At 36.9% G+C, this 21810-nt stretch carries 27 protein-coding genes; 26 read left to right on the forward strand and 1 reads right to left on the reverse strand.

What is annotated here, in order from left to right:
- A complete protein-coding gene (gene lpdA / locus IGJ28_RS09945) occupies window positions 1–1407 on the forward strand; it encodes a dihydrolipoyl dehydrogenase (RefSeq protein ID WP_003127217.1) in 1407 nt (468 codons plus the stop codon).
- A 165-nt stretch (window positions 1408–1572) separates the two neighbouring features.
- Window positions 1573–2766 carry an MFS transporter gene (locus IGJ28_RS09950; RefSeq protein ID WP_252711896.1) on the forward strand — a complete coding sequence of 398 codons (1194 nt, stop codon included), beginning with the start codon at window positions 1573–1575 and terminating at the stop codon, window positions 2764–2766.
- Between the two features lie 111 nt (window positions 2767–2877).
- Here the strand turns inward: IGJ28_RS09950 and IGJ28_RS09955 are convergent, their stop codons facing one another.
- Window positions 2878–3402 (reverse strand): type 1 glutamine amidotransferase domain-containing protein, encoded by a 525-nt coding sequence (locus IGJ28_RS09955; RefSeq protein WP_003127221.1) that lies wholly within the window; start codon window positions 3400–3402, stop codon window positions 2878–2880.
- A 338-nt stretch (window positions 3403–3740) separates the two neighbouring features.
- On the opposite strand from IGJ28_RS09955, the gene IGJ28_RS09960 reads away from it, so the two are divergent.
- The 24 genes from IGJ28_RS09960 to IGJ28_RS10075 all read left to right on the forward strand — a co-directional run bounded on the left by IGJ28_RS09960 (window position 3741) and on the right by IGJ28_RS10075 (window position 21713).
- A complete protein-coding gene (locus IGJ28_RS09960; RefSeq protein WP_252711873.1) occupies window positions 3741–3893 on the forward strand; it encodes a hypothetical protein in 153 nt (50 codons plus the stop codon).
- Between the two features lie 107 nt (window positions 3894–4000).
- Window positions 4001–4195, forward strand: coding sequence for a hypothetical protein (locus IGJ28_RS09965; RefSeq protein ID WP_003127223.1), 195 nt, complete (start codon window positions 4001–4003; stop codon window positions 4193–4195).
- 138 nt (window positions 4196–4333) lie between these two features.
- A complete protein-coding gene (locus IGJ28_RS09970; protein WP_231496592.1) occupies window positions 4334–4582 on the forward strand; it encodes a hypothetical protein in 249 nt (82 codons plus the stop codon).
- 64 nt (window positions 4583–4646) lie between these two features.
- Window positions 4647–5129, forward strand: coding sequence for an MGMT family protein (locus IGJ28_RS09975; RefSeq protein WP_060814866.1), 483 nt, complete (start codon window positions 4647–4649; stop codon window positions 5127–5129).
- A 240-nt stretch (window positions 5130–5369) separates the two neighbouring features.
- Window positions 5370–5642 (forward strand): UPF0223 family protein, encoded by a 273-nt coding sequence (locus IGJ28_RS09980; protein WP_060814865.1) that lies wholly within the window; start codon window positions 5370–5372, stop codon window positions 5640–5642.
- A gap of 9 nt (window positions 5643–5651) precedes the next feature.
- A complete protein-coding gene (locus tag IGJ28_RS09985; RefSeq protein ID WP_003127227.1) occupies window positions 5652–6419 on the forward strand; it encodes an inositol monophosphatase family protein in 768 nt (255 codons plus the stop codon).
- Window positions 6420–6547: 128 nt separating this feature from the next.
- On the forward strand, window positions 6548–8377 hold the full coding sequence (typA, locus tag IGJ28_RS09990) for a translational GTPase TypA (protein ID WP_003127228.1): 1830 nt from the start codon (window positions 6548–6550) through the stop codon (window positions 8375–8377).
- 243 nt (window positions 8378–8620) lie between these two features.
- Entirely contained in the window at window positions 8621–9994 is a 1374-nt protein-coding gene (gene rlmD / locus IGJ28_RS09995; RefSeq protein WP_438845352.1) for a 23S rRNA (uracil(1939)-C(5))-methyltransferase RlmD, read from the forward strand.
- 244 nt (window positions 9995–10238) lie between these two features.
- Window positions 10239–13673: a VaFE repeat-containing surface-anchored protein gene (locus IGJ28_RS10000; protein WP_438845353.1), complete on the forward strand. Its 3435-nt coding sequence runs from the start codon at window positions 10239–10241 to the stop codon at window positions 13671–13673.
- Between the two features lie 111 nt (window positions 13674–13784).
- Window positions 13785–14111, forward strand: coding sequence for a YdcP family protein (locus tag IGJ28_RS10005; protein ID WP_321041413.1), 327 nt, complete (start codon window positions 13785–13787; stop codon window positions 14109–14111).
- A 15-nt stretch (window positions 14112–14126) separates the two neighbouring features.
- Entirely contained in the window at window positions 14127–14510 is a 384-nt protein-coding gene (locus IGJ28_RS10010; RefSeq protein WP_438845354.1) for a YdcP family protein, read from the forward strand.
- Window positions 14511–14527: 17 nt separating this feature from the next.
- The gene (locus IGJ28_RS10015; protein ID WP_438845355.1) at window positions 14528–15901 is read left to right on the forward strand and encodes an FtsK/SpoIIIE domain-containing protein; all 1374 of its coding nucleotides are present in this window, start codon (window positions 14528–14530) and stop codon (window positions 15899–15901) included.
- Between the two features lie 3 nt (window positions 15902–15904).
- The gene (locus tag IGJ28_RS10020) at window positions 15905–16177 is read left to right on the forward strand and encodes a hypothetical protein (protein ID WP_438845356.1); all 273 of its coding nucleotides are present in this window, start codon (window positions 15905–15907) and stop codon (window positions 16175–16177) included.
- Between the two features lie 51 nt (window positions 16178–16228).
- Entirely contained in the window at window positions 16229–16642 is a 414-nt protein-coding gene (locus tag IGJ28_RS10025) for a hypothetical protein (protein WP_438845357.1), read from the forward strand.
- A 231-nt stretch (window positions 16643–16873) separates the two neighbouring features.
- Complete coding sequence (mobT, locus tag IGJ28_RS10030; protein ID WP_438845358.1) at window positions 16874–18070, forward strand: MobT family relaxase; 1197 nt, start codon at window positions 16874–16876, stop codon at window positions 18068–18070.
- Between the two features lie 63 nt (window positions 18071–18133).
- Window positions 18134–18262: a DUF3789 domain-containing protein gene (locus IGJ28_RS10035; protein WP_438845359.1), complete on the forward strand. Its 129-nt coding sequence runs from the start codon at window positions 18134–18136 to the stop codon at window positions 18260–18262.
- Window positions 18259–18480: a hypothetical protein gene (locus IGJ28_RS10040; RefSeq protein ID WP_168931723.1), complete on the forward strand. Its 222-nt coding sequence runs from the start codon at window positions 18259–18261 to the stop codon at window positions 18478–18480. The genes IGJ28_RS10035 and IGJ28_RS10040 overlap by 4 nt, the downstream gene beginning before the upstream one ends.
- A 79-nt stretch (window positions 18481–18559) precedes the next feature.
- Window positions 18560–18895, forward strand: a complete 336-nt coding sequence (locus tag IGJ28_RS10045; RefSeq protein ID WP_438845360.1) for a hypothetical protein — start codon at window positions 18560–18562, stop codon at window positions 18893–18895.
- Between the two features lie 278 nt (window positions 18896–19173).
- On the forward strand, window positions 19174–19455 hold the full coding sequence (locus IGJ28_RS10050; RefSeq protein WP_438845361.1) for a hypothetical protein: 282 nt from the start codon (window positions 19174–19176) through the stop codon (window positions 19453–19455).
- Window positions 19456–19471: 16 nt separating this feature from the next.
- On the forward strand, window positions 19472–19693 hold the full coding sequence (locus IGJ28_RS10055; RefSeq protein ID WP_438845362.1) for a hypothetical protein: 222 nt from the start codon (window positions 19472–19474) through the stop codon (window positions 19691–19693).
- A 298-nt stretch (window positions 19694–19991) separates the two neighbouring features.
- Complete coding sequence (locus IGJ28_RS10060; RefSeq protein WP_438845363.1) at window positions 19992–20252, forward strand: hypothetical protein; 261 nt, start codon at window positions 19992–19994, stop codon at window positions 20250–20252.
- Window positions 20253–20404: 152 nt separating this feature from the next.
- Window positions 20405–20596 carry a hypothetical protein gene (locus IGJ28_RS10065; RefSeq protein ID WP_438845364.1) on the forward strand — a complete coding sequence of 64 codons (192 nt, stop codon included), beginning with the start codon at window positions 20405–20407 and terminating at the stop codon, window positions 20594–20596.
- 98 nt (window positions 20597–20694) lie between these two features.
- Complete coding sequence (locus IGJ28_RS10070; protein ID WP_438845365.1) at window positions 20695–21192, forward strand: antirestriction protein ArdA; 498 nt, start codon at window positions 20695–20697, stop codon at window positions 21190–21192.
- A 17-nt stretch (window positions 21193–21209) separates the two neighbouring features.
- Window positions 21210–21713, forward strand: a complete 504-nt coding sequence (locus IGJ28_RS10075) for an antirestriction protein ArdA (protein ID WP_438845366.1) — start codon at window positions 21210–21212, stop codon at window positions 21711–21713.
- Window positions 21714–21810: the final 97 nt, after the last annotated feature.

Below are 21810 nucleotides of genomic sequence, written 5' to 3' on the forward strand. Positions count from 1 at the left end.
ATGGTAGTTGGAGATTTTGCTGTTGAATTAGATACAGTTGTAATCGGTGCGGGACCTGGCGGCTATGTAGCTGCCATCCGCGCAGCGGAAATGGGACAAAAAGTTGCGATCATTGAAAGAGAATACATTGGCGGTGTTTGTTTGAACGTTGGTTGTATCCCTTCAAAAGCATTGATTGCAGCAGGACATCATTACCAAGAATCACTAGATTCGACAATGTTTGGTGTAACAAGCGAAAACGTATCACTTGATTTTGCTAAAACACAAGAATGGAAAGACAACAAAGTTGTGAAAACATTGACTTCAGGTGTTGGCTTCCTATTGAAAAAACACAAAGTTGAAACAATTGAAGGGGAAGCTTTCTTTGTTGATGATCACACATTACGTGTGATTCATCCTGATTCAGCTCAAACTTATTCTTTCAACAATGCAATCATCGCGACAGGTTCTCGCCCAATTGAAATCCCTGGTTTCAAATTCGGTGGACGTGTGCTTGATTCTACTGGCGGATTGGCATTGAAAGAAGTGCCTAAAAAATTCGTTGTTATCGGTGGCGGTGTCATCGGTTCTGAACTTGGTGCTGCTTATGCAAACCTTGGAGCAGAAGTAACGATTCTTGAAGGTTCTCCTCAAATTTTGCCAACTTATGAAAAAGATATGGTTAAATTAGTTGAAGAAGACTTCGCTAAAAAAGGTGTAACGATCGTTACTAATGCAATGGCTAAAGAAGCTGTTGATAATGGCGATAGTGTAACGGTTAAATACGCTGTTGATGGCAAAGAAGAATCAGTGACAGCTGACTATGTGATGGTTACAGTTGGTCGACGTCCGAATACAGATGACATGGGCTTAGAGCAAGCCGGTGTTGAAGTTGGCGAACGTGGATTGATCACAGTCGACAAACAAGGCCGTACGAACGTATCAAACATCTTTGCAATCGGAGATATCGTGCCTGGTGCAGCACTTGCTCATAAAGCAAGTTATGAAGCAAAAATTGCTGCTGAAGCCATTTCTGGTAAAAAAGTTGCTGTTGATTATAAAGCAATGCCAGCGGTTGCCTTTACTGATCCAGAATTAGCTTCTGTCGGTATGACGATCAAAGATGCAAAAGATGCTGGAATTGAAGCGAAAGCTTACAAATTCCCATTCTCTGGAAATGGTCGTGCATTGTCTCTTGGTAAAACAGAAGGATTTATCCGCTTAGTAACAACAGTAGAAGACAATGTGATCATCGGTGCGCAAATCGCTGGTTTAGGTGCAAGTGACATGGTTTCAGAATTGGCTCTTGCAATCGAATCAGGTATGAACGCAGAAGATATCGCGTTAACGATCCACCCACATCCATCTTTAGGTGAGATCACCATGGATGCTGCTGAGTTGGCATTAGGCTTACCAATCCATATTTAATGATAGAAGACTCGTTCATCCTTTCGATGAGCGAGTTTTTTTATGGGATCAAGTATCAGTGAATGGCATAAAATACTGGCGATTGCCTACTTGATTGCTGTAGCAAATCTGTCTGAATTATGCTATATTAAGTTGCTATCTAAAACGGATGAAGGCGGGGATTGTATGCGTAAACAATTGGGTGGGAAAACGATTCGTCTCTATTATACAAGTCTGCAATTTCTTTATTGGATGATGTTTTGTTCAATTTATGGATTTGCCACATTATTTCTGATTTATTTTAAGATCGATCCAGCAAAAATCGGTGGGATCTTAGCACTTATCAATATTTTTTCAGCCGCGCTTCAGCCTTTCATCAGTCAAGTGATCATTAAAAGAAAAAGGATTCCCTTGATTGCTGTCCTAAAAGGGATGACACTGAGCCTGATTATCGCTCTTCTAGTAGGGTTATTACTGCCAGCACTGACGATTATCAGTTTTATCATTGGTGCAATCGTGCTAGTTTCCATGCAGTCATTTATCAATCCTCTTGCATTTGAGTATGTGAACACCGGCTATGGGATTAATTTTGGTTTTTCGAGAGCAGGTGGTTCACTAGGATATGCCGCAACCTCTTTCTTATTAGGGCAGTTGTTGGCGAGCTATTCGGCTGCGCTTCTCCCAATAATGGCATTAGTAGAAGCAGGACTGTTTTTTGTCCTCTTACTTTTGCTGCCCACAGTGAAGACAAGGGTTCTGCCGTTGAAGATAGAAGAGAAGCATTCGGATGGGTTAGGAAAAAAATATCCATTTTTACTTTTGTTATTCATAGGATTCAGTTTTCTGTTCAGCTTTCACACAATGATCAATAGCTTCTTGGCACAGATTTTTGCTTCGATCGGAGGCGGCAGCAAAGAAGTAGGAATTTCATTAATGATTGCTGCATTATGCGAGTTGCCAGGAATGATATTCTTCGAACGTTTGGTCAAAAGAAAGTCCAGCAAGTTTTGGCTTTTGTTTTCTAGTATCGCATTTGCAGTCAGAGGAGTAATGATGTTGCTTACCAGCACGATTGTTATGATGGAAATGACACACCTATTGCAGGGCTTTAGTTTTGCTTTATTTATCCCAGCGTCTGCTTATCTCTTCAATCACGTATTGGCAGATGAAGATCGGGTATTTGGACAAACGCTGATCATTATTGCGACGACATTAGGCGGTGTGCTGGGGAATATCTTAGGCGGCAGCCTTTTACAGAACTTCGGTGTCTGGCAGATGTTATTGTGCGGCACGTGCTTTGCTTTGATTGGAGCGTTATTGACGCTATGGGGGATCCGTAAGCTGCCAAAGGCCTCTGTTGTTTCCGATCTTTCCGAATAGCAGACAAGGAATGACAAAAATAGCTAGAGCAATGTTCAAAAATGATAACGAAAAAGAGTGGCGAACAATCATCGCCACTCTTTTTCGTTAAAGTGAATCAGCCTAGCCGGGTTATTTCTTTTCTAAAACAGCGATGAATTCCCGCATATAATCGGGCAGGTCAGGTGGTCTACGGCTTGAAACGATGTGACCGTCGGTGATAACTGGTGTATCCACCCAAGTAGCTCCGGCGTTTGTCATATCGTCTTTTATGCCAGGGGTGCTAGTCACTTTTCTTCCTTGCAATATATTCGCGGAAATCAAGACCCAGCCGGCATGACATATTTGACCAATGACTTTTTCTTCTTTGTCCATTGCTTGAACAAAAGAAATGACTTGTGGGAATCGGCGCAGTTTATCCGGTGCCCAACCGCCAGGGACTAAGATGGCATCATAATCAGCCACATGGATGTCGTCAAAAGCAAACGCGGATTCTGCAGGAACTCCGTATTTTCCTTTATAGCTTTTATGGGCTTCTTCGCCAACTAAATCCACTTGAGCGCCTTCTTCTCGCAAACGGTGAACAGGGTACCAAAGCTCTAAATCCTCGAAATCATTGTCGACTAACGCGATGATTTTTTTATTTTCTAAGCGCAAATGAAATCCTCCTTTATTCTTGCTATTCTTACTGTAACATCAAGGAAAAGGAAACACCAAAAGAATGCTTTTGAAGAAAGACGACTAGCATTTATCTGTAAAGTTTAGCCGCAAGAGTAAAAAAAGCAGTCGTTAAAGAAAATAGAAGATCAATGAAGGGATAGTTTTAGCAGTGTAAGCTTTGTAACGAATAATAAATTAGGTCATAATCAAAGTAACCAATAAGTCTTAGCAAGCCTTAACAAGTCTGAACAGATCTGAACAAGACTGAATAGGAGCGTGAAAATAGGGAACCTTTTGAAAAAGCTAGACAATCTATTTACCAGAATGTACGTCCATTGGAACTTGAACGCTGGCAGGTTTATTTTGAAGACGGTAACCGAGAGAATGTTTTACAGATGTTAGAGGTCTATCAAAACGAGGATGGCGGCTTTGGTCACGGCTTAGAGCCAGACAATTGGAAACCCAACAGCACCCCGATTGCGGCGTGAGCTGCCTGCAGTATTTTATGAGAGATCAATTGCCTTGATGCTAAAAATCCTATAATACAGGGGATCTTGAGGTAGTTGTCCAGTGGGAAAGATTTTTCTGAAGGGAAATGGCGGAACCAAGTACCTCCGACTGCTTTTACCCCCATGCCATCTGGTGGGAGAGTCCTGTAGGTGTGCCGGCTAATAATCCCACCGTGAGTTTTGCTGGTATGATCATCCGCGTGGAAGCTACTGGTTTATCTCAACAAACGGAGGGAATCCTTCAAACCGCCATTGAAGCTTTCTCAATGAGACAACGATGATAGGCATACATTAGTCGTTTAATTGGAAATGCTAAACTATTGTAAAAAAACACATGATCAACCTCTTTTGGAGAACATAAATTTTCAAGAAGTGTTGTGCCAACAAATTCGTCAAACCGTCTCGAAAGACCCAGAAGAATGGTTCACTTCTTACACCAGCAAACCATCGGACTTTTTTTCTCGAAAGAACAACTGCTCACCATTTTTGATAAAGAACTTTGTCAGCAAGAAGCCGCTAAAATCTCAGAGAACCAGCTAGAAGATGGTTCTTTCCCTATTCCATGGCAATGGGGCACAGAATATACAAAGTTTTATATCAGCGTGAATTGGTGGAAATCCGTTCAGATCATCAAGAATTTTTTATTTTTGCATGCTTTTTCAAAATAATTTGAAGCTTCTCATTGCAGTTTGATTTAGAAGGCGGTACTTTGAAAGTAAAGGAGGGACTAGTATGGTCGATGAAAAAAAGAAAGATTTCAATAAGATGCTCCATGAGACGAAAGGAATGCCGAAAATCAAGCAAATCACAGATGAAAAGAGTATTGAGAAATATGGGGGAAAGAGAATGCTTTTGGCTCCTCCAGTGGATTACAATCAAATCATGGGGCGTATCCCATTAGGCCAAGTGATGACGATTAGTAAGATTCGCGAGTATCTGGCAGAAAGGTATGGCGCCGATTTCACAGATCCAATCACCGCGGGTATTTTTGTTTCCATCGCAGCATGGGCTAGTGAACAAAGAAAAACAGATAAAATTCCTTTCTGGCGGACATTAAAAGCGAATGGGGAGTTAAACCCTAAGTATCCAGGCGGAATCGAGAAACAAAAAAGCGCTTTGGAAAACGAGGGACATACGATCCTTATTAAGGGAAGAAAAAACCTACGCTATTATGTTAAAGACTTTACTGAAGTTCTAGCACAACTATCTAAATGAACCAACGTGGAATGAGTTAAGGTATCTCGTATTTTAGTTAGAGCTAGGACTAAGCTCGATTAAGTCTGTAAAAGGCGATATAGCCTAGGCATCATGGGGTCTTCTTCAAAACATTCGTTCATTTTTTTAAATAGGGGGTGCATCTCTCATTGAGAGGTGTCCTCTTTTATTTTGCGACAGAGTCTCTGACCAATTTGTATTTTTATGGTACACTGAATAGGACGAATAGGGGTGATTAAAATGCGTGATTATCAATATCCTCTAGATCTGGACTGGTCAACAGATGAAATGGTTATTGTAATGAATCTATGGGATCGCTTAGAACAAGCCTACGAGAAAGGGATCCCGGCAGCGGAGTTTTTAGAAGCTTATCAGCAGTTTAAGAAAGTTGTGCCAGGTATTGGGGAAGAGCGCCGTTTAGGCAGAGATTTCGAAGACTTGAGCGGATACTCATTGTATCGAACGGTTCAAGCGGCCAAGACGACAAGCGGTAAACTGAAAATGAAGGAGTAGAAATCAACCATGCAAGAAATCGTTAGTGAAATCCATAGCTGGATGATTGCAGCAGGGGAAAAAATCAAAGAAAACCTAAATAAAGAGTCTCTGATCGTTGAAACAAAATCAGGTCGGAAAGATTTGGTGACTGAACTGGATAAGGCGACGCAGGATTTTCTAATTGAGAAGATTCAAGCCTTTGACCCAGAAGCAAAAATTCTAGGGGAAGAAAATGGTTTAGATCGACTTTCAGATTTTAGTGGACGAGTATTTATCATTGATCCTATTGACGGAACCATGAATTTCGTGTTGGAAAAAGAGAATTTCTGTATCATGATTGCTGTATATGAAGAAGGCCAAGGACGTTTTGGCTTTGTTTATAATGTCATGAAAAATGAATTTCTTTGGGGTGGTCCGGAAATTGGGGTCTTTTGCAACGGAAAAAAAATCGATCCGCCGAAAGATATCGCTTTAGAGGAAGGATTGATCGGATTAAATGCGCCCATGTTGATGCATAATCGTCATCATGAAGTCGAAATGAGTGAACGGGCACTAGGTGTACGGATGACCGGTTGTGCGGGCATCGAATTGATTGCGCTGGTCTTAGGTCAGCGCGCAGGCTATATTTCCAACCTAGCGCCATGGGACTATGCCCCTGGCGGTATCTTAATGGAAACATTAGGTTTGAAGATGGCGAATATCACCGGAGAGGAACTTGCTCTAGATGGTCGGGAATTGTTTATTGGTGGCACACCAACAGCATTTCAAGAATTATTGACGATCGCAAATCAATAAATGACGAGCAGATATCTACGGGTATCTGTTTTTTTCTGTAAAAATGAAAACTTTGCACTATATTTCAGAAAGAAATTCTGGTATAATGGCTTGTCGAGTGCAATGTCACCAAAAAAGGAGTTTATAAATTGAATATTAGAAATGATATCCGCAACGTCGCTATTATTGCCCACGTTGACCACGGAAAAACTACATTAGTTGATGAATTATTGAAACAATCCCAAACGTTAGATAGCCATACCCAATTACAAGAACGGGCGATGGATTCAAATGCGATCGAGAAAGAACGTGGTATCACGATCTTAGCAAAAAATACGGCCGTTGAATACAATGGCACAAAAATCAACATCATGGATACCCCAGGACACGCGGACTTCGGTGGAGAAGTGGAACGAATCATGAAAATGGTCGACGGTGTTGTCTTAGTTGTTGATGCGTATGAAGGAACGATGCCGCAAACACGTTTTGTATTGAAAAAAGCGTTGGAACAACATTTAGTGCCGATCGTTGTTGTAAACAAAATTGATAAACCATCTGCTCGTCCAGAACACGTTGTCGATGAAGTGTTGGAATTATTTATTGAATTAGGGGCAGATGACGACCAATTAGATTTCCCAGTCATTTACGCTTCTGCAATCAACGGTACATCTAGTGCATCAGACGATCCAGCTGATCAGCAAAAAACGATGGCGCCATTGTTCGATACGATCATTGAACACATTCCAGCACCAATCGATAACAGTGACGAACCTTTGCAATTCCAAGTATCATTGCTTGATTATAATGATTATGTTGGACGTATCGGAATTGGTCGTGTCTTCCGCGGATCAATCAAAGTCGGCGACCAAGTTGCATTGATGAAATTAAATGGAGAAGTCAAAAAATTTCGTGTAACGAAACTTTTCGGTTTCTTTGGTTTGAAACGTTTAGAGATCCAAGAAGCCAAAGCCGGTGATTTGATCGCGGTTTCCGGAATGGAAGATATCTTCGTTGGTGAAACAGTGACACCAATTGATCACCAAGATTCATTACCTGTGCTGCATATTGATGAACCAACATTGCAAATGACATTCATCGTGAACAATTCTCCTTTTGCTGGTCGTGAAGGAAAATTCGTTACAGCACGTAAAATCGAAGAGCGCTTGATGGCTCAATTGCAAACAGACGTGTCATTGCGTGTTGATCCAATTGGACCTGACTCATGGATCGTTTCTGGCCGTGGAGAACTTCATTTGTCGATCTTGATCGAAAATATGCGTCGTGAAGGTTTTGAATTGCAAGTTTCTCGTCCAGAAGTCATTGAACGTGAAATTGATGGCGTGAAATGTGAACCATTTGAACGTGTTCAAATCGATACACCGGAAGAATACATGGGATCAGTCATCGAATCATTGGGCATGCGTAAAGCAGAAATGCAAGACATGATCAATACAGGAAATGGACAAGTGCGGATCATTTTCTTGGCACCTGCTCGAGGATTGATCGGTTATACGACAGAATTCTTATCTATGACTCGCGGTTACGGCATCATGCACCACACCTTCGATCAATATTTGCCAATGATCCAAGGTCAAATCGGTGGTCGTCATCAAGGCGCACTTGTTTCTATCGATACAGGTAAAGCAACGACTTACTCGATCATGAGTATTGAAGAACGGGGAACTGTTTTTGTTGAACCAGGTACCGAAGTATACGAAGGAATGATCATTGGTGAAAACTCTCGTGACAAAGACTTAACCGTTAATATCACGAAAGCAAAACAAATGACTAACGTTCGTTCAGCAAACAAAGACCAAACATCCGTTATCAAGAAACCTCGCATTCTTTCTTTGGAAGAATCATTGGAATTCTTGAACGATGATGAATACTGTGAAGTAACCCCAGAAAGCATTCGTTTGAGAAAACAAATCTTGAACAAGAGCGAACGGGAAAAATCACAGAAAAAGAAAAACAGCTGATAAATAAAACACCTAAGGAAGTTTAAGACTTCTCGTGTAGATGATTTTCCGAAGGATGGAAAAGGAATTGCTCTTGTGGTGCAGCGGCTCTTCGCCGCAGAGCCTAAAAGCAATCAGCCGATTCTGTCCTTCGGATGTTTTTTGTTCAAAATGTTGGCGAAGAGCCACCATCGAAATAAACAGCGCTTGCAATTTCAGTGATTCCTTTTTAAAATGAGAAAAGCAAGCACAAAGGAGAAACCTATGAAAAATTATCCTGTTAAGAAGAACCAGGAGCTTGAAGTCGATATTTTAGATCTTTCCCATGAAGGAAATGGCATCGCCAAAGTCGATGGCTATTTACTTTTTATTGAAAACACATTACCCGGCGAACGTGCGCTAGTCAAAGTCTTGAAAGTTGGCAACAAATTCGGTTTTGCCAAAGTGATGAAACTGTTACAAGCGAGTCCAGATCGTCAAGAGTTGCCTAATGAAGATTTATTGCGAACCGGTATCGCACCTTTGAGTCATCTGAAGTACGAAAAACAATTGGCATTCAAACAACAACAAGTAGAGAATGTTTTAGCAAAAGTCGCGAAAATGCCGCAAGTTGAGGTATTGCCTACGATCGGCATGGAACAACCTTTTGGTTACCGCAACAAAGCGCAAATTCCCGTTCAAAAAATCAAAGGGCAGTTGACTACTGGTTTTTACCGCAAAAATAGTCATATCTTGGTGCCAATCGAAGATTTCTATATCCAAGATCCGGCGATCGATCAAGCGATCGTAACCGTGCGGAACATTTTGCAGCGTTTTAACGTCAAAGCCTACAACGAAGAAGCTCACGAAGGCTTTTTACGGCACGTTGTGATCCGTCGCGGACACCACTCGGGAGAAATGATGGTCGTTTTAGTCACACGAAAAGCGAAGTTTTTCAAAGGAGAAGAGATTGCTGAAGTCATTCATGAAGAGCTTCCTGAAGTAGTATCGGTGATCCAAAATATCAATGAAGAAAAAACCAATGTCATCATGGGTGATGCAGAGAAAGTCCTTTATGGAAAATCTTCGATTGATGACCAATTGTTCGATAAGACGTTCCAAATCTCTGCCAAATCTTTCTACCAAGTCAATACGGCCCAAACAGAAGTGATGTATCAAAAAGCGTTTGAATTAGCAGATCTACAGCCGGATGACATTGTCGTGGATGCATATGCCGGAATCGGAACCATCGGAATCAGTTTAGCTGATCGTGTCCAAGAAGTTCTCGGAATGGAAGTTGTTGCTGAAGCGGTCGAAGATGCCAAAGCAAATGCTGCGAGAAATGGCTTAGAAAATGTTCATTACTTTGTAGGCAAAGCGGAGAAGATCATGCCTCAATGGTTACGTGAAGGCATTCAGCCAACTGTTGTCTTTGTCGATCCGCCAAGAAAAGGTCTAGAAGCTAGCTTTATCGAGACAACGGCTGCGGTTAAGCCAGAGCGCATTGTCTATATTTCTTGCAACCCAGCCACACTAGCACGTGACCTAGCGCTATTTGCAGAAGAAGGCTATGTGACAAAACAAGTCCAGCCAGTTGATCTATTCCCACAAACCACTCATATCGAGACTTGTGTGTTGCTACAACGAAGAACTATGTAGAAATCCTTAATTTTAGGCACTTTTTCAAGCATATCGTGTTTACAAATGAAGGTGATAAAATCCGAAATAAAGAGATTAAAAACTATATCAATGTTTCAGTAGTTGTTGATATAGAGTGTGGAGATACAAAAAATAAATAATTTTAGATATAAGGGATACTAAAAAAGTATTCCTTTTCTATTGGCAGTCGTTCTTATATAGGACGGCTATTTTTTATATAAAAGTGAAAGGAGATTTTTAATTTATGAAAAAACTATTAAAAAGATTATGTACAGGAGTACTTGTTCTCACAAGTATTCTTACCACGATTCCAACACAAAGTATTCATGCTTCTGAAAAGCAATACTGGACAGAATCAGTAGAGCGTGTTGGTTTTATTGAAAAAGTAATGAATGATGGTTCGATTGAATCGACATTTAATGAAGGAAGAATGACAGTAGAAGGAGAAACTGCTTACTGTATTGATATTAATGAAGATTTCAAGAATGGTTATAAGACAAGAGCAGACGCAAGCACTCGTATGAGTGAGGAACAGATTAAAGATGTTGCATTGTCGCTAGAATATCTGAAAGAATATCGTAATTCCAATAAAGAATTGAATGAAAAACAAATATATTTGTTAGAACAGTGTGTTGTATGGCAGAGACTGAGTGTTCATCTAGGATGGAATTGTGATAATGTCAGAGCTTCTTATAATGAAATTTCAAAGGACATTCAAGATAAAGTGTTTTCTGATACGAAGGCTTTCGTCAATGAAAATAAGAACCGTTATGAATGTGGTGGATATATCTATTCTGGCGAAGGACAGGAGTTAGGACAATTCTGGGCAAAGTTAAATGTAGGAAAAGCTACTCTTAAAAAGACTTCTAAAAATCCCACCATTACAGATGGAAATAAACAATACGCTATTGCTGGCGCAACCTATGGCGTCTTTTCTGATAAAGACTGTACAAAACAGCTTGCCACTCTTACGACAGATCACAATGGGAATACTGAAACGATAGAAGCGACAGCTGGCACAGTCTATGTGAAAGAATTATCTGCTCCAGCAGGTTATCAATTAGATACAACAATCTATCCATTAACTATTACTGCTGGTGAAACAGCTACTTTAACAGTATCAGATACACCAAAGGTTGCAGAGCCTTTAATTGAACTGTTTAAAGTTGATATGGAAATAAAAAAAGCAACAGCACAGGGAAATGCTTCTTTAGAAGGGGCAGAGTTTACATGGAAATATTATGATGGTCTTTATAATAAGGATAATCTTCCAGATAAAGCTACAAAAACATGGATCACAAAAACAATAAGTGAAAAAGATAGTGATGGATTAACTCATTATGTGACACGTTTATTTGATACCTACAAAGTATCTGGTGATGATTTTTATTTACAGGATGAAAAAGTTGTTCTTCCAATGGGAACATTGACTGTTGAAGAAACAAAAGCTCCAAATGGTTATTTACTTGAAGGTGCTTATTTACAGGTAAATGGCAGTGAAGAACAGATTAAAGGTCTATATTTAACACAGATTACAGATAATGGAGAGACTGCTGTATTATCTGGTGGTAATAAGGTATCTGTATCTGACAAAGTTATTCGTGGTGGTGTCAAAATTCAAAAAAGAGATTTGGAAACAGGTGAAACAAAGCCACAGGGAAGTGCTACTTTAAAAGATACAGAATTTGAAATCACATCATTAAATGATGAAAAGGTACTTGTTGAAGGAAAACTTTATAAGAAAAATGAAGTGGTAAAAAAGATTCATACAAATATTGAGGGACTGGCTTCTACTTCTGCTGAACTGTTACCATATGGAAACTATAGTATTTCAGAAAGTAACGCTCCAGAAGGCTATTTAACAGAAGGCTCAAAGGCTATTGGATTTTCTATTACAGAAAATGGACAGCTCATTGATTTAACAGATGAAGCTCATTCTATTTATAATCAAGTGAAACGTGGTGATATAGAAGGAGTGAAAATTGGTGCTGGTACACATAAGCGCCTTGCAGATGTTCCATTTAAGATTATAAGCAAAACAACAGGAGAAAGCCATATTATCGTAACAGATAAAAATGGACAGTTCTCGACTTCATCAGACTGGGTGTCTCATAAACAGAATACAAATGAAGGAAAGAGCAGTGAAGATGGTATCTGGTTTGGTACTGCTGAACCAGATGATACAAAAGGTGCATTACTTTATGACACTTATGAGATTGAAGAATTACGCTGTGAAAGTAATAAAGGTTTTAAGCTCATTCCACCATTTGAAATCGTAATTTCTAAAAATAAAACTGTTGTTGATTTAGGAACACTTACAGATGAGTATGAGAAGGAAATTTCCATTCATACAACTGCTACAGGAAAAGATGGAGGAAAGTCAATCGTTGCTGGAAAAGAAGTAACTATTATAGATACAGTAAAACTTGATGGTCTGGAAAAAGGCACAAAATATCAGTTAAAAGGCTGGCAAATGGTAAAAGAAGAAAATGCGGAACTTATCATTGATGATAAACCTGTAGAAAATGATTATACATTTGTTGCTGATGATGAAGCTATGAATATTGAGATTTCTTACACATTTAATGCTTCTTCCCTTGGTGGAAAGAACCTTGTAACCTTTGAGGAATTATATGATCTTTCTGATCCAGAAGAACCTGTTAAAGTTGCAGAACACAAAGACATTTCAGATGATGGACAGACGGTATCAATTACTGAGCGTATCATTAACATTCACACTACTGCCACAGATAAAGAGGGGAAAAAAGAAATTAAAGCAGGAAAAGAAGTGACAATCGTAGATACTGTTACTTTAGAAGGTTTAGAAGCTGGCATAAAATATCAACTTGTCGGATGGCAAATGCTGAAAGAAGAAAATACAGAGCTTATGATCAATGGGAAGCGTGTAGAAAATTCTTATGAATTTGTTGCTGAGAGTGAAAAAATGGAAGTAGAAATTAGTTTTACATTTAATGCTTCTGCTCTTGGAGGAAAGAACATTGTAACTTTTGAGGAGCTGTATGACATTTCTAATCCAGAAGAACCTGTTAAGGTTGCAGAACACAAAGACATTTCAGATGACGGACAGACAGTATCAGTTACTGAACGTATCATTAAGATTCATACTACTGCAACAGATAAAGAAGGTAAAAAAGAAATTGAAGCAGGAAAAGAAGTGACTATCATAGACACTGTTACTTTAGAAGGCTTAGAAACTGGTACAAAATATCAACTTGTTGGCTGGCAAATGGTAAAAGAAGAAAATACAGAACTTATAATCAATGGAAAGCGTGTAGAAAACTCTTATGAATTTGTTGCTGACAGTGAAAAGATGGAAGTAAAAATTAGCTTTACATTCAATGCTTCTTCTCTTGGAGGAAAAAATCTTGTAACCTTTGAGGAACTGTATGATATTACAAATCCAGATAAACCGAAAAAAGTTTCAGAGCATAAAGATATTAAGGATAGCAATCAGACGGTTACAGTGAAGGAGAAGCCAGAAAAACCGAAGACACCTTCTCCAAAAACACCAGAAAAGCCAAATCCTGTGCCAAAGACTTCTCTTCCAAAGACAGGAGATACAACTAATTTCTACTGGTTGCTGGGATTACTTTTAGTATCTGGTACAGGTATTGTTGCTTACAGTTTCCATAAGAAACGTCAAGAAGATAAAAACTAGGGGGCGTTAGAAATGAAAAGAGAAAAAATACGCTCTCCGCCCAAAATTTATGAAGCGAAAAGATGAAATCAATAAATAAAAAGAAATAAAGAAAGAAAAGAGGGTAAAATAATGGAATTAAAATATGTTGTACCGAATATGGAAAAAACATTCGGTTATTTAGAATTTGCAGGTGAACGCGAAGTTATCACCGAAAGAGACAAGCAGAATCGTAAGGTCATTGCCAAACGAAGTTATAACCTGTTTTCAGATGTACAGAAGGGAGAAAATGTTGTGGTGGAAATTCCCGCGCAGGCAGGTGAGAAAAATTTCAAATATGAACAGAAAGTTGCTCTTGTTAATCCAAAACTCTATGGCAGAGGATATGCAATCGGGGAAATGGGACATACTGATTATGTAATAGTTGCGGATGATATTGTAGCAGTTGTAGAAAAGTAAAGGAGTGAAGAAAACATGAGATTATCAAACGGATTTGTTATTGACAAAGAAAAAACCTTTGGAGAATTAAAATTTGCAGCAGTACGTGAAGTGTTCTTAGAAAATGAAGATGGAACACTAAGTACTCAGCTAAAAAAGAGAATCTATGATTTAAAGTGCAGTACACATAGAGGGATGATTCCAGTGTCTGTACCGCCAGAAGTTCCATTAAGAGAATTTCCATATAATGCAGAAGTGGAGCTTGTGAATCCAGAAGCAAAAACGATATCGCAAAAGACTTTTACAGGTGCAGATGTGGACTGGTATGTAAAGGCGGAAGATATTGTGTTGAAAAGTAAAGCTGGTCAACAAACAGCTCATTCACAGAACAGTATTCCACAAGGACAGTCAAAAAAGTAACAGGATAAGGAGGATAGATGAAATTGTGGAAGTATAAGGGAAGACGTATTAGAGCTGGTGATAAAAATCTTGTCTATCACTTTTGCGCAGGAACACTTCTGATTCTATTTGTAGGAATCCTTTTCCTATTGAACTTAGCAGAAATTCTAGGTACGGATTGGAAGCAGGTTAGCCTGTTAAATCATGGATTTAGGCTTTCCTTATATCACATAATAACAATACTAATTGCGACTGGTAGCTGTGTACTAGTCGCTTTTTGGTATTATTCTAGGCATTATGATGATCTAAAGAAACGGATACACTGTCAAAAGCTGGCACGTATGATTTTAGAGAATGGCTGGTATGAATCAGAAATCATACAAAATAGCAGTTTTTTCACTGACTTGTCTTCTGGCAGAGCGAAAGAAAAAATTGTCTGGTTTCCTAAACTGTATTACCGCATGGAAAAAGGACTGCTTCATATTCGAGCTGAAATAACACTTGGAAAATATCAAGATCAGTTATTATGCTTAGAGGATAAATTAGAAAGTGGTTTATACTGTGAACTTACAGATAAGACATTACATGATGGTTATGTAGAATATACTCTTCTTTATGATATGATTGCAAACCGTATCACCATTGATGAAGTACAAGCAGAAAATGGTGGGCTTAGACTGATGAAAAACCTTGTGTGGGAATATGATTCACTTCCTCATGCGCTGATTTGTGGAGGAACTGGCGGAGGAAAGACTTATTTTATCTTGACGATTATTGAAGCACTTCTTCATACAAATGCACAGCTTTTTATATTAGATCCAAAGAATGCAGACCTTGCAGATTTGGGAGAAGTGATGGATAACGTCTATTACAAAAAAGAAGATATGATTTCATGTATTGATGATTTTTATTCTGGAATGGTGAAACGAAGTGAAGAAATGAAACTACATCCGAACTATAAGACAGGAGAAAACTATGCTTATTTAGGACTTGAACCCTGCTTTTTGATTTTTGATGAATATGTCGCTTTTATGGAATGCTTAACTACAAAAGAAAATATGGCTGTTCTTAGTCAATTAAAAAAGATTATTATGCTTGGACGACAGGCAGGTTATTTTCTGATTGTTGCATGTCAAAGACCAGACGCGAAATATTTCTCAGATGGAATTAGAGATCAGTTTAGTTTTCGTGTTGCACTTGGACGTGTATCAGAACTTGGATACGGCATGATGTTTGGGTCAGATGTGAAGAAAAAGTTTTTTCAAAAACGTATCAAAGGACGTGGTTACTGTGATGTTGGAACAAGTGTTATTACAGAGTTTTATACACCTCTTGTACCAAAGGAACATGATTTTTTACAAAGCATTGGAAAGTTATATAAAGACAGAACTATTTCAGAAGAAAAGGAGTGAGATATGACAGTGATCACCTATACAATAAAATCTATGGAAGAAATTATTCATGCAGATGAATATATCCGTGATTTTGAGAAACTGACACCATACTATTTACATCCATATGCAGAAAGTATGGCATTATCAGTCTTTCGAGAATTTACTTCTGATATGAAATGTTCTGTTTATTTGGACAGAAAAGTGACAAAAGATGAACAGCGTGATTATGAATTAATATTTGATATTGTAGAAAATGACAATCAGTGCAGTGTCAGCTATAGAGGATATGATTAAGCAGTTTAAGAAACTGATACTGATTGTATGATGAAAGGAGAATGAAAAAATATGATTGATTTAAAATTCAATTTAACTTGTATTTCGTCGATCGATACACATAATTCAATCCGTTGTATTGGTTTAGAATATGATAAATTTATGTCTGACGTATTATCCACAACAGATATTCAATATGAATATCATCAAAATTATCCAGAGGGATTACTACATGATAAAATAGCCAGTCTGCTTGATGATATAGAAGAAAAGAAGTACCTCGATTTCCCATTTTTATTTTCTATTGAATTGGATAAGAAAATATCTATGTTGGATTGTAACTGTCGTTACACTTTTCTTTTCATGGATAGAAAACACTTAAAAAAGATTTGTCATGAATATTCATTGGACGAAGAAACAAAGAAGAATTGTTTTTCAACAGATACGGCTTTTATTGTAGTTTATACAGGAATGTGTGCTTTTTGATACAAAGCAAGGCAGGAACGGTCAGCGGAGCGACCCAGACCGTGTATGCCGTTGCTGGTGTGGCGTCAGCCACGCCAGCAGATAAAACCCCTCGGTATCTAACAGAGGGGTACGTTTGCAAAGAGAAAATTGAGAAAAAACATAGGAAACACAAGGCTTAGGAGGTGTTTTTTATGCAAAAATCACCTGTGAAGTGACCTTAAAATACTTCACACATGACAGATTGGAGGTATGGTTCTGAATGAAGAACAATGGATAACAGAATTACGAAAAAAACGGATTGCTTATGGCATATCACAAAGTAAGCTGGCAACAGCTTCTGGTATCACAAGAGAATATTTAAACAAGATAGAAAATGGAAAAATGAAGCCTGCACAGGAGCTTTTGGAAAATCTGCATAAGGAACTGGCAAGGTTCAATCCAGAAGCACCACTGAGTATGCTGTTTGATTATGTGAAAATTCGTTTTCCTACTTTAGATATACAGCATGTGATTAAAGATATCTTAAAGATCAATATCAATTATATGATCCATGAAGATTACGGGCATTACAGCTATACTGAGCATTACTGTCTTGGAGATGTTTTTGTTTATACTTCAGCTAACGAAGAAAAAGGTGTTCTTTTAGAGTTAAAGGGTCGAGGGTGCAGACAGTTTGAATGTTACCTGCTGGCACAGGAGAGAAGCTGGTATGACTTTTTCATGGACGCATTGGTGGAAGGTGGGGTGATGAAACGAATTGATCTTGCCATTAACGACCATACAGGAATTTTAGATATTCCAGAGCTTGCAGAAAAATGCAGAAAACGTGAATATATCGGAAAATCCAGAAGCTATAAATTTTATTTATCTGGGGAGCTTATTAAGCACAGAGAGGATGAACCAGAATATATGGGGCGTACATTGTATATGGGTTCTTTGAAATCAGATGTATATTTCTGTCTGTACGAAAAGAGATATGAGCAGTATATCAAGCTAGGAATACCGCTAGAAGAAACAGATACAATAAATCGATTTGAAATACGACTGAGAAACGAGCGTGCTTATTATGCGGTTCGAGATTTACTCACTTATTATGACGCAGAACAGACCGCTTTTTCGATTATTAACCAGTATGTGCGGTTTGTAGACGAAGAACCAGATAAGCGAAAAAATGACTGGAAACTCAACGATCGCTGGGCTTGGTTTATTGGTGATCAAAGGCAAAAGCTGAAACTTACTACTAAGCCAGAGCCTTATACATTGGAGCGTACCTTAAACTGGTTACAACATCAGGTCGCTCCAACTTTGAAAATGTTGAAAAAAATTGATTACAGTAATGGAACAAGTTATTTAAAAACAATCGAAGAGCAGGCAAAGCTGACGGAGAAACACGAAAAAATCATCCAACAGCAGACAGCACCTGTTAGTGATTTGATTGAAAGTTAGGAGTGATAAAAAATGTGGTAATTACTCATGAAATCATAAAAAATAAAGGAGTGAATAAAGAATATGAAAGAAGGATTCATTAATTTTTTGTTTCTTGTTCTCGGTTCTGGAATAGGGGTTACAGTGATGTCTTTAGTACAGGCAGGAAAAGAAGCAGATAAACAGATGAAAGAATGGAGGAATGAAAAATGAATTTTGGAAATAATTTGTATCAGTGGTTTTTATCCAATGCACAGAGCTTAGTATTGATGGCGATTGTAGTAATTGGTATCTATTTAGGCTTTAAGCGTGAATTTTCAAAACTGATTGGTTTTCTTATAGTTGCGTTGATTGCTGTTGGGCTTGTATTTAATGCTGGTGGTGTGAAAGATGTGTTGCTAGAACTCTTCAATAAGATTATCGGTGCATAATTAAAAATATTGTAGATAGTTTATTAAAATGTTATAATTTAGGTGCTTTATTATTTAAGTTTAAATTATGGAGGTAGATTTGAAAAAGATTATTAATGGATTTAGTATAGGAGTTGTCTGTGCTGGTATTAATATGTTGTTTCTTTTGTTTGCGCCAGACTTGAGTATAGACATATATCTATCAACAGGTATTACATGGATTGCAATAGGAGTTTTAATTTCTTCTTCTGATTTTAAAGTAAATAGTGTATTAAAAGGAATGATCATTTCTTTTTTAGTATCTGCTAATTCGTTGATATATACAATGTCATCTTCAATTAGTGGTGTACTATGGATGGTAGTAAATACTGCTCTTATTGGTGGAATTGCAGGCTATACTATTGAAAAAGTTAATTTCAAACGGAAGCATGAATAAACGAACAACAAGTTTACAAAAAGTAAAATCTTAAAAAGCAGTTAGTATTTAATATTGACTGCTTTTGTATTATATAATAACCATTAAATACAATTGATAAAAGTAATAAAATTTATAAGTTTATAATTTATATTATAGTTTAAGGTAGTATTAATATTAGTACTGGGTATTTAATATGAGAATTTATGTGTAAAAGAATTAGATTTTATTGGAGTATTTTTAATAAAGATGTTATAATATACACAATATTTTAGTAACGGTTACAGGAGGAAATAATCATGGAATATGCTTTAGCTTTTGGATTTGTTGTATATCTGATATTCGCTTCTGAAGATAAGAAAAAGTTGAAAAATCAGATTAAAGATCTACAAAAACAGCTAAATGAATGTTGCAGACGAACAGGAAATCAAGAGTTATGTTCTTACTTTGTTTCAGATGAGATAAAAGAAAAAGTTCTGCATTTAAAAAATATTGGAAAACTAACAGAAGCTGTAAAAGAAATTCGATTAGAAACTTCTATGGATTTATTAGAAGCCAAAGAATATGTGGATAAGTTATAATAAGGAAGCAGAAGGGATGAAAGATATTATGAGAAAAATAAACAATCCAAAAAAGAATTTCAAAAGTCTTATATGTTTAGGAATAGGGATAAGTCTAGGTCTGATGTGGGGCATTGTTTTAAAAAATGTTCCGATTGGGCTTTTAATAGGTCTTTGTGTTGGTTCTTATTATGCAGTTATTACAAAGAAAAGAATACAAGAAGAAAATAGTCATGATAGTAACAATAATATTAATTAAAAATAATGTATTTATTGTGATGGATAAAGCGGTTAGTCTTAGGATTAACTGCTTTTTCATTACTAATTTTTAAAAGATATTGATGGAAAAAATTATAAGAGTGGTTATATGTAACTAATTAATAAAATTAGCAGAGTATATTACTTGGTATTTATATTTTGTGTTATTTTATATATTAGGATACTTGTCTAATATTTACTGTTTTGTTATGATTTAATCATATAATTAGAGAGTATTAAAATCAGTTAAGGTTTTTATAAGGAGGTGTTTTCTAATTGTAGATTTCATTTGTGAATTATTGTTTGAAGTTATTTTTGATACAATAGTAGAGTTTGCAGAAAAGAGAAAACGATTGGGTTTAGCATTATTTTTAATATTAGCAGTTGTGATATCTTTTTTAGCAATTATATTTCTTATTATGACAGTTAAAAATTTTCTGAAAAATGATTTTATGTATGCTTTTATCATGATAGTAGTATTTGGTATTGTTAGTATATGTACTTATTCTGCATGGAAGAAAGTTATTCAACATTTAAAAAGATATTATTTTACAAGATGATAATAACTATATAAAATCAAAGAAAAAAGATCTGCCTTTAAAGAATAATAGAAAACTAAGAGAAGATATGAAAGGAATTTAATTAGAAACTTCTATGGATTTATTAGAAGCCAAAGAATATGTGGATAAATTATAACAAGGAGGTAGAAGCTATGGAAGAGATTAATAATAGAAAGAGTAATCCTCAAATAGATTTAGAAACTGTTATATGTTTAGGAACAGGATTAGGTTTAGGATTTATTTTTGGATTAGCTCTTAATAATATTTTAATTGGTCTTTTAATAGGTGCTTGTATAGGATATTATTATGCGGTCATGGATGATGACAACGATAATAATGAATAATTAAAAAATAAATAGTATATGAAATGGATGAAGCAGTTAGTCTTAGGATTAACTGCTTTTTATATTTTAGGAGTAGAGAAAGAAAGGATGATAAAAAAATGACAGAATTAAATGTGTTAATTGAAGCTAAAAAACAGTCAGAAGGAGAACTACTTTCTGCTTGGTTTGAATTACCTATTGATGAAGATGAGTTCTTTGAGAAGCTCGGTGTATCTGTAGAGAGTACCGATTATAAAATTATTGAAAAGCAAATACCTTTTCCAGATGATGTAGGAGAAGATACAACAGTAGAGAGATTAAATGATCTATATGATCTGTTTATGGATTTACCAAGGGATATACAGGAAGAATGCAGTTCATTTTTAGATTATTATTCCAGTTTAGATGAATTACATCATCATAGATACGATATGATTCACTATGCTGGATGTAAAAGCATGGAGGATGTAGCAAGACATATTTTATCAGAAAGCCCAGAGTTTCAGTCTTTATCAGAACAGTGTATTCGTTACTTTGATTTTGAAGCCTATGGAGAATATCTCAATGATAATGGCAATTTTTTAGAAACAGAACAGGGTATTTATGAGCTGGCTTAAAATGGAGGTGATAACATATGACAGATGATATGCGTGTTTATATTGCAAATTTAGGGAAATATGTCGAAGGAGAACTGGTTGGTGACTGGTTCTCTTTTCCTTTAAATGAAGAAGAAATTGCAGAACGGATTGGTTTAAATAGTGAATATGAAGAATACGCCATCCATGATACAGAGAATTTTCCAATGGAAATATCAGAATATACATCAATTGATGAATTAAATCGTATCTATGACATGATTGGAGAATTACCCGATTATATTGCTGATTCCTTAGAAGAATTTCTTTCTGGATATGTGACGCTGGAAGAACTGGTAGAACATAAGGATGAAGTTTATTTTTATCCAGACTGTGACGATATGACAGATGTTGCTCATTATTTTATTGATGAATTACAAATGCTTGGAGAGATTCCTGCAAGTTTACAGTATTACATTGACTATGAAGCCTATGGACGTGATTTAGACATTCGAGGAACGTTCATAGAAACAAGAACAGGAATATGTGAGCTGGGATGGTAGAAGGTACTAATTGCTAGTAGGAATGACAATATAAAATTTAAATAAATGATCATTTAAGAATGTAATAAAATGATACATTCATTGAAAAGAAAGGAGC

It is taken from the genome of Enterococcus sp. AZ091, from assembly GCF_051714805.1.
In the GTDB taxonomy this organism is placed as follows: Bacteria; Bacillota; Bacilli; order Lactobacillales; family Enterococcaceae; genus Enterococcus_D; species Enterococcus_D gallinarum.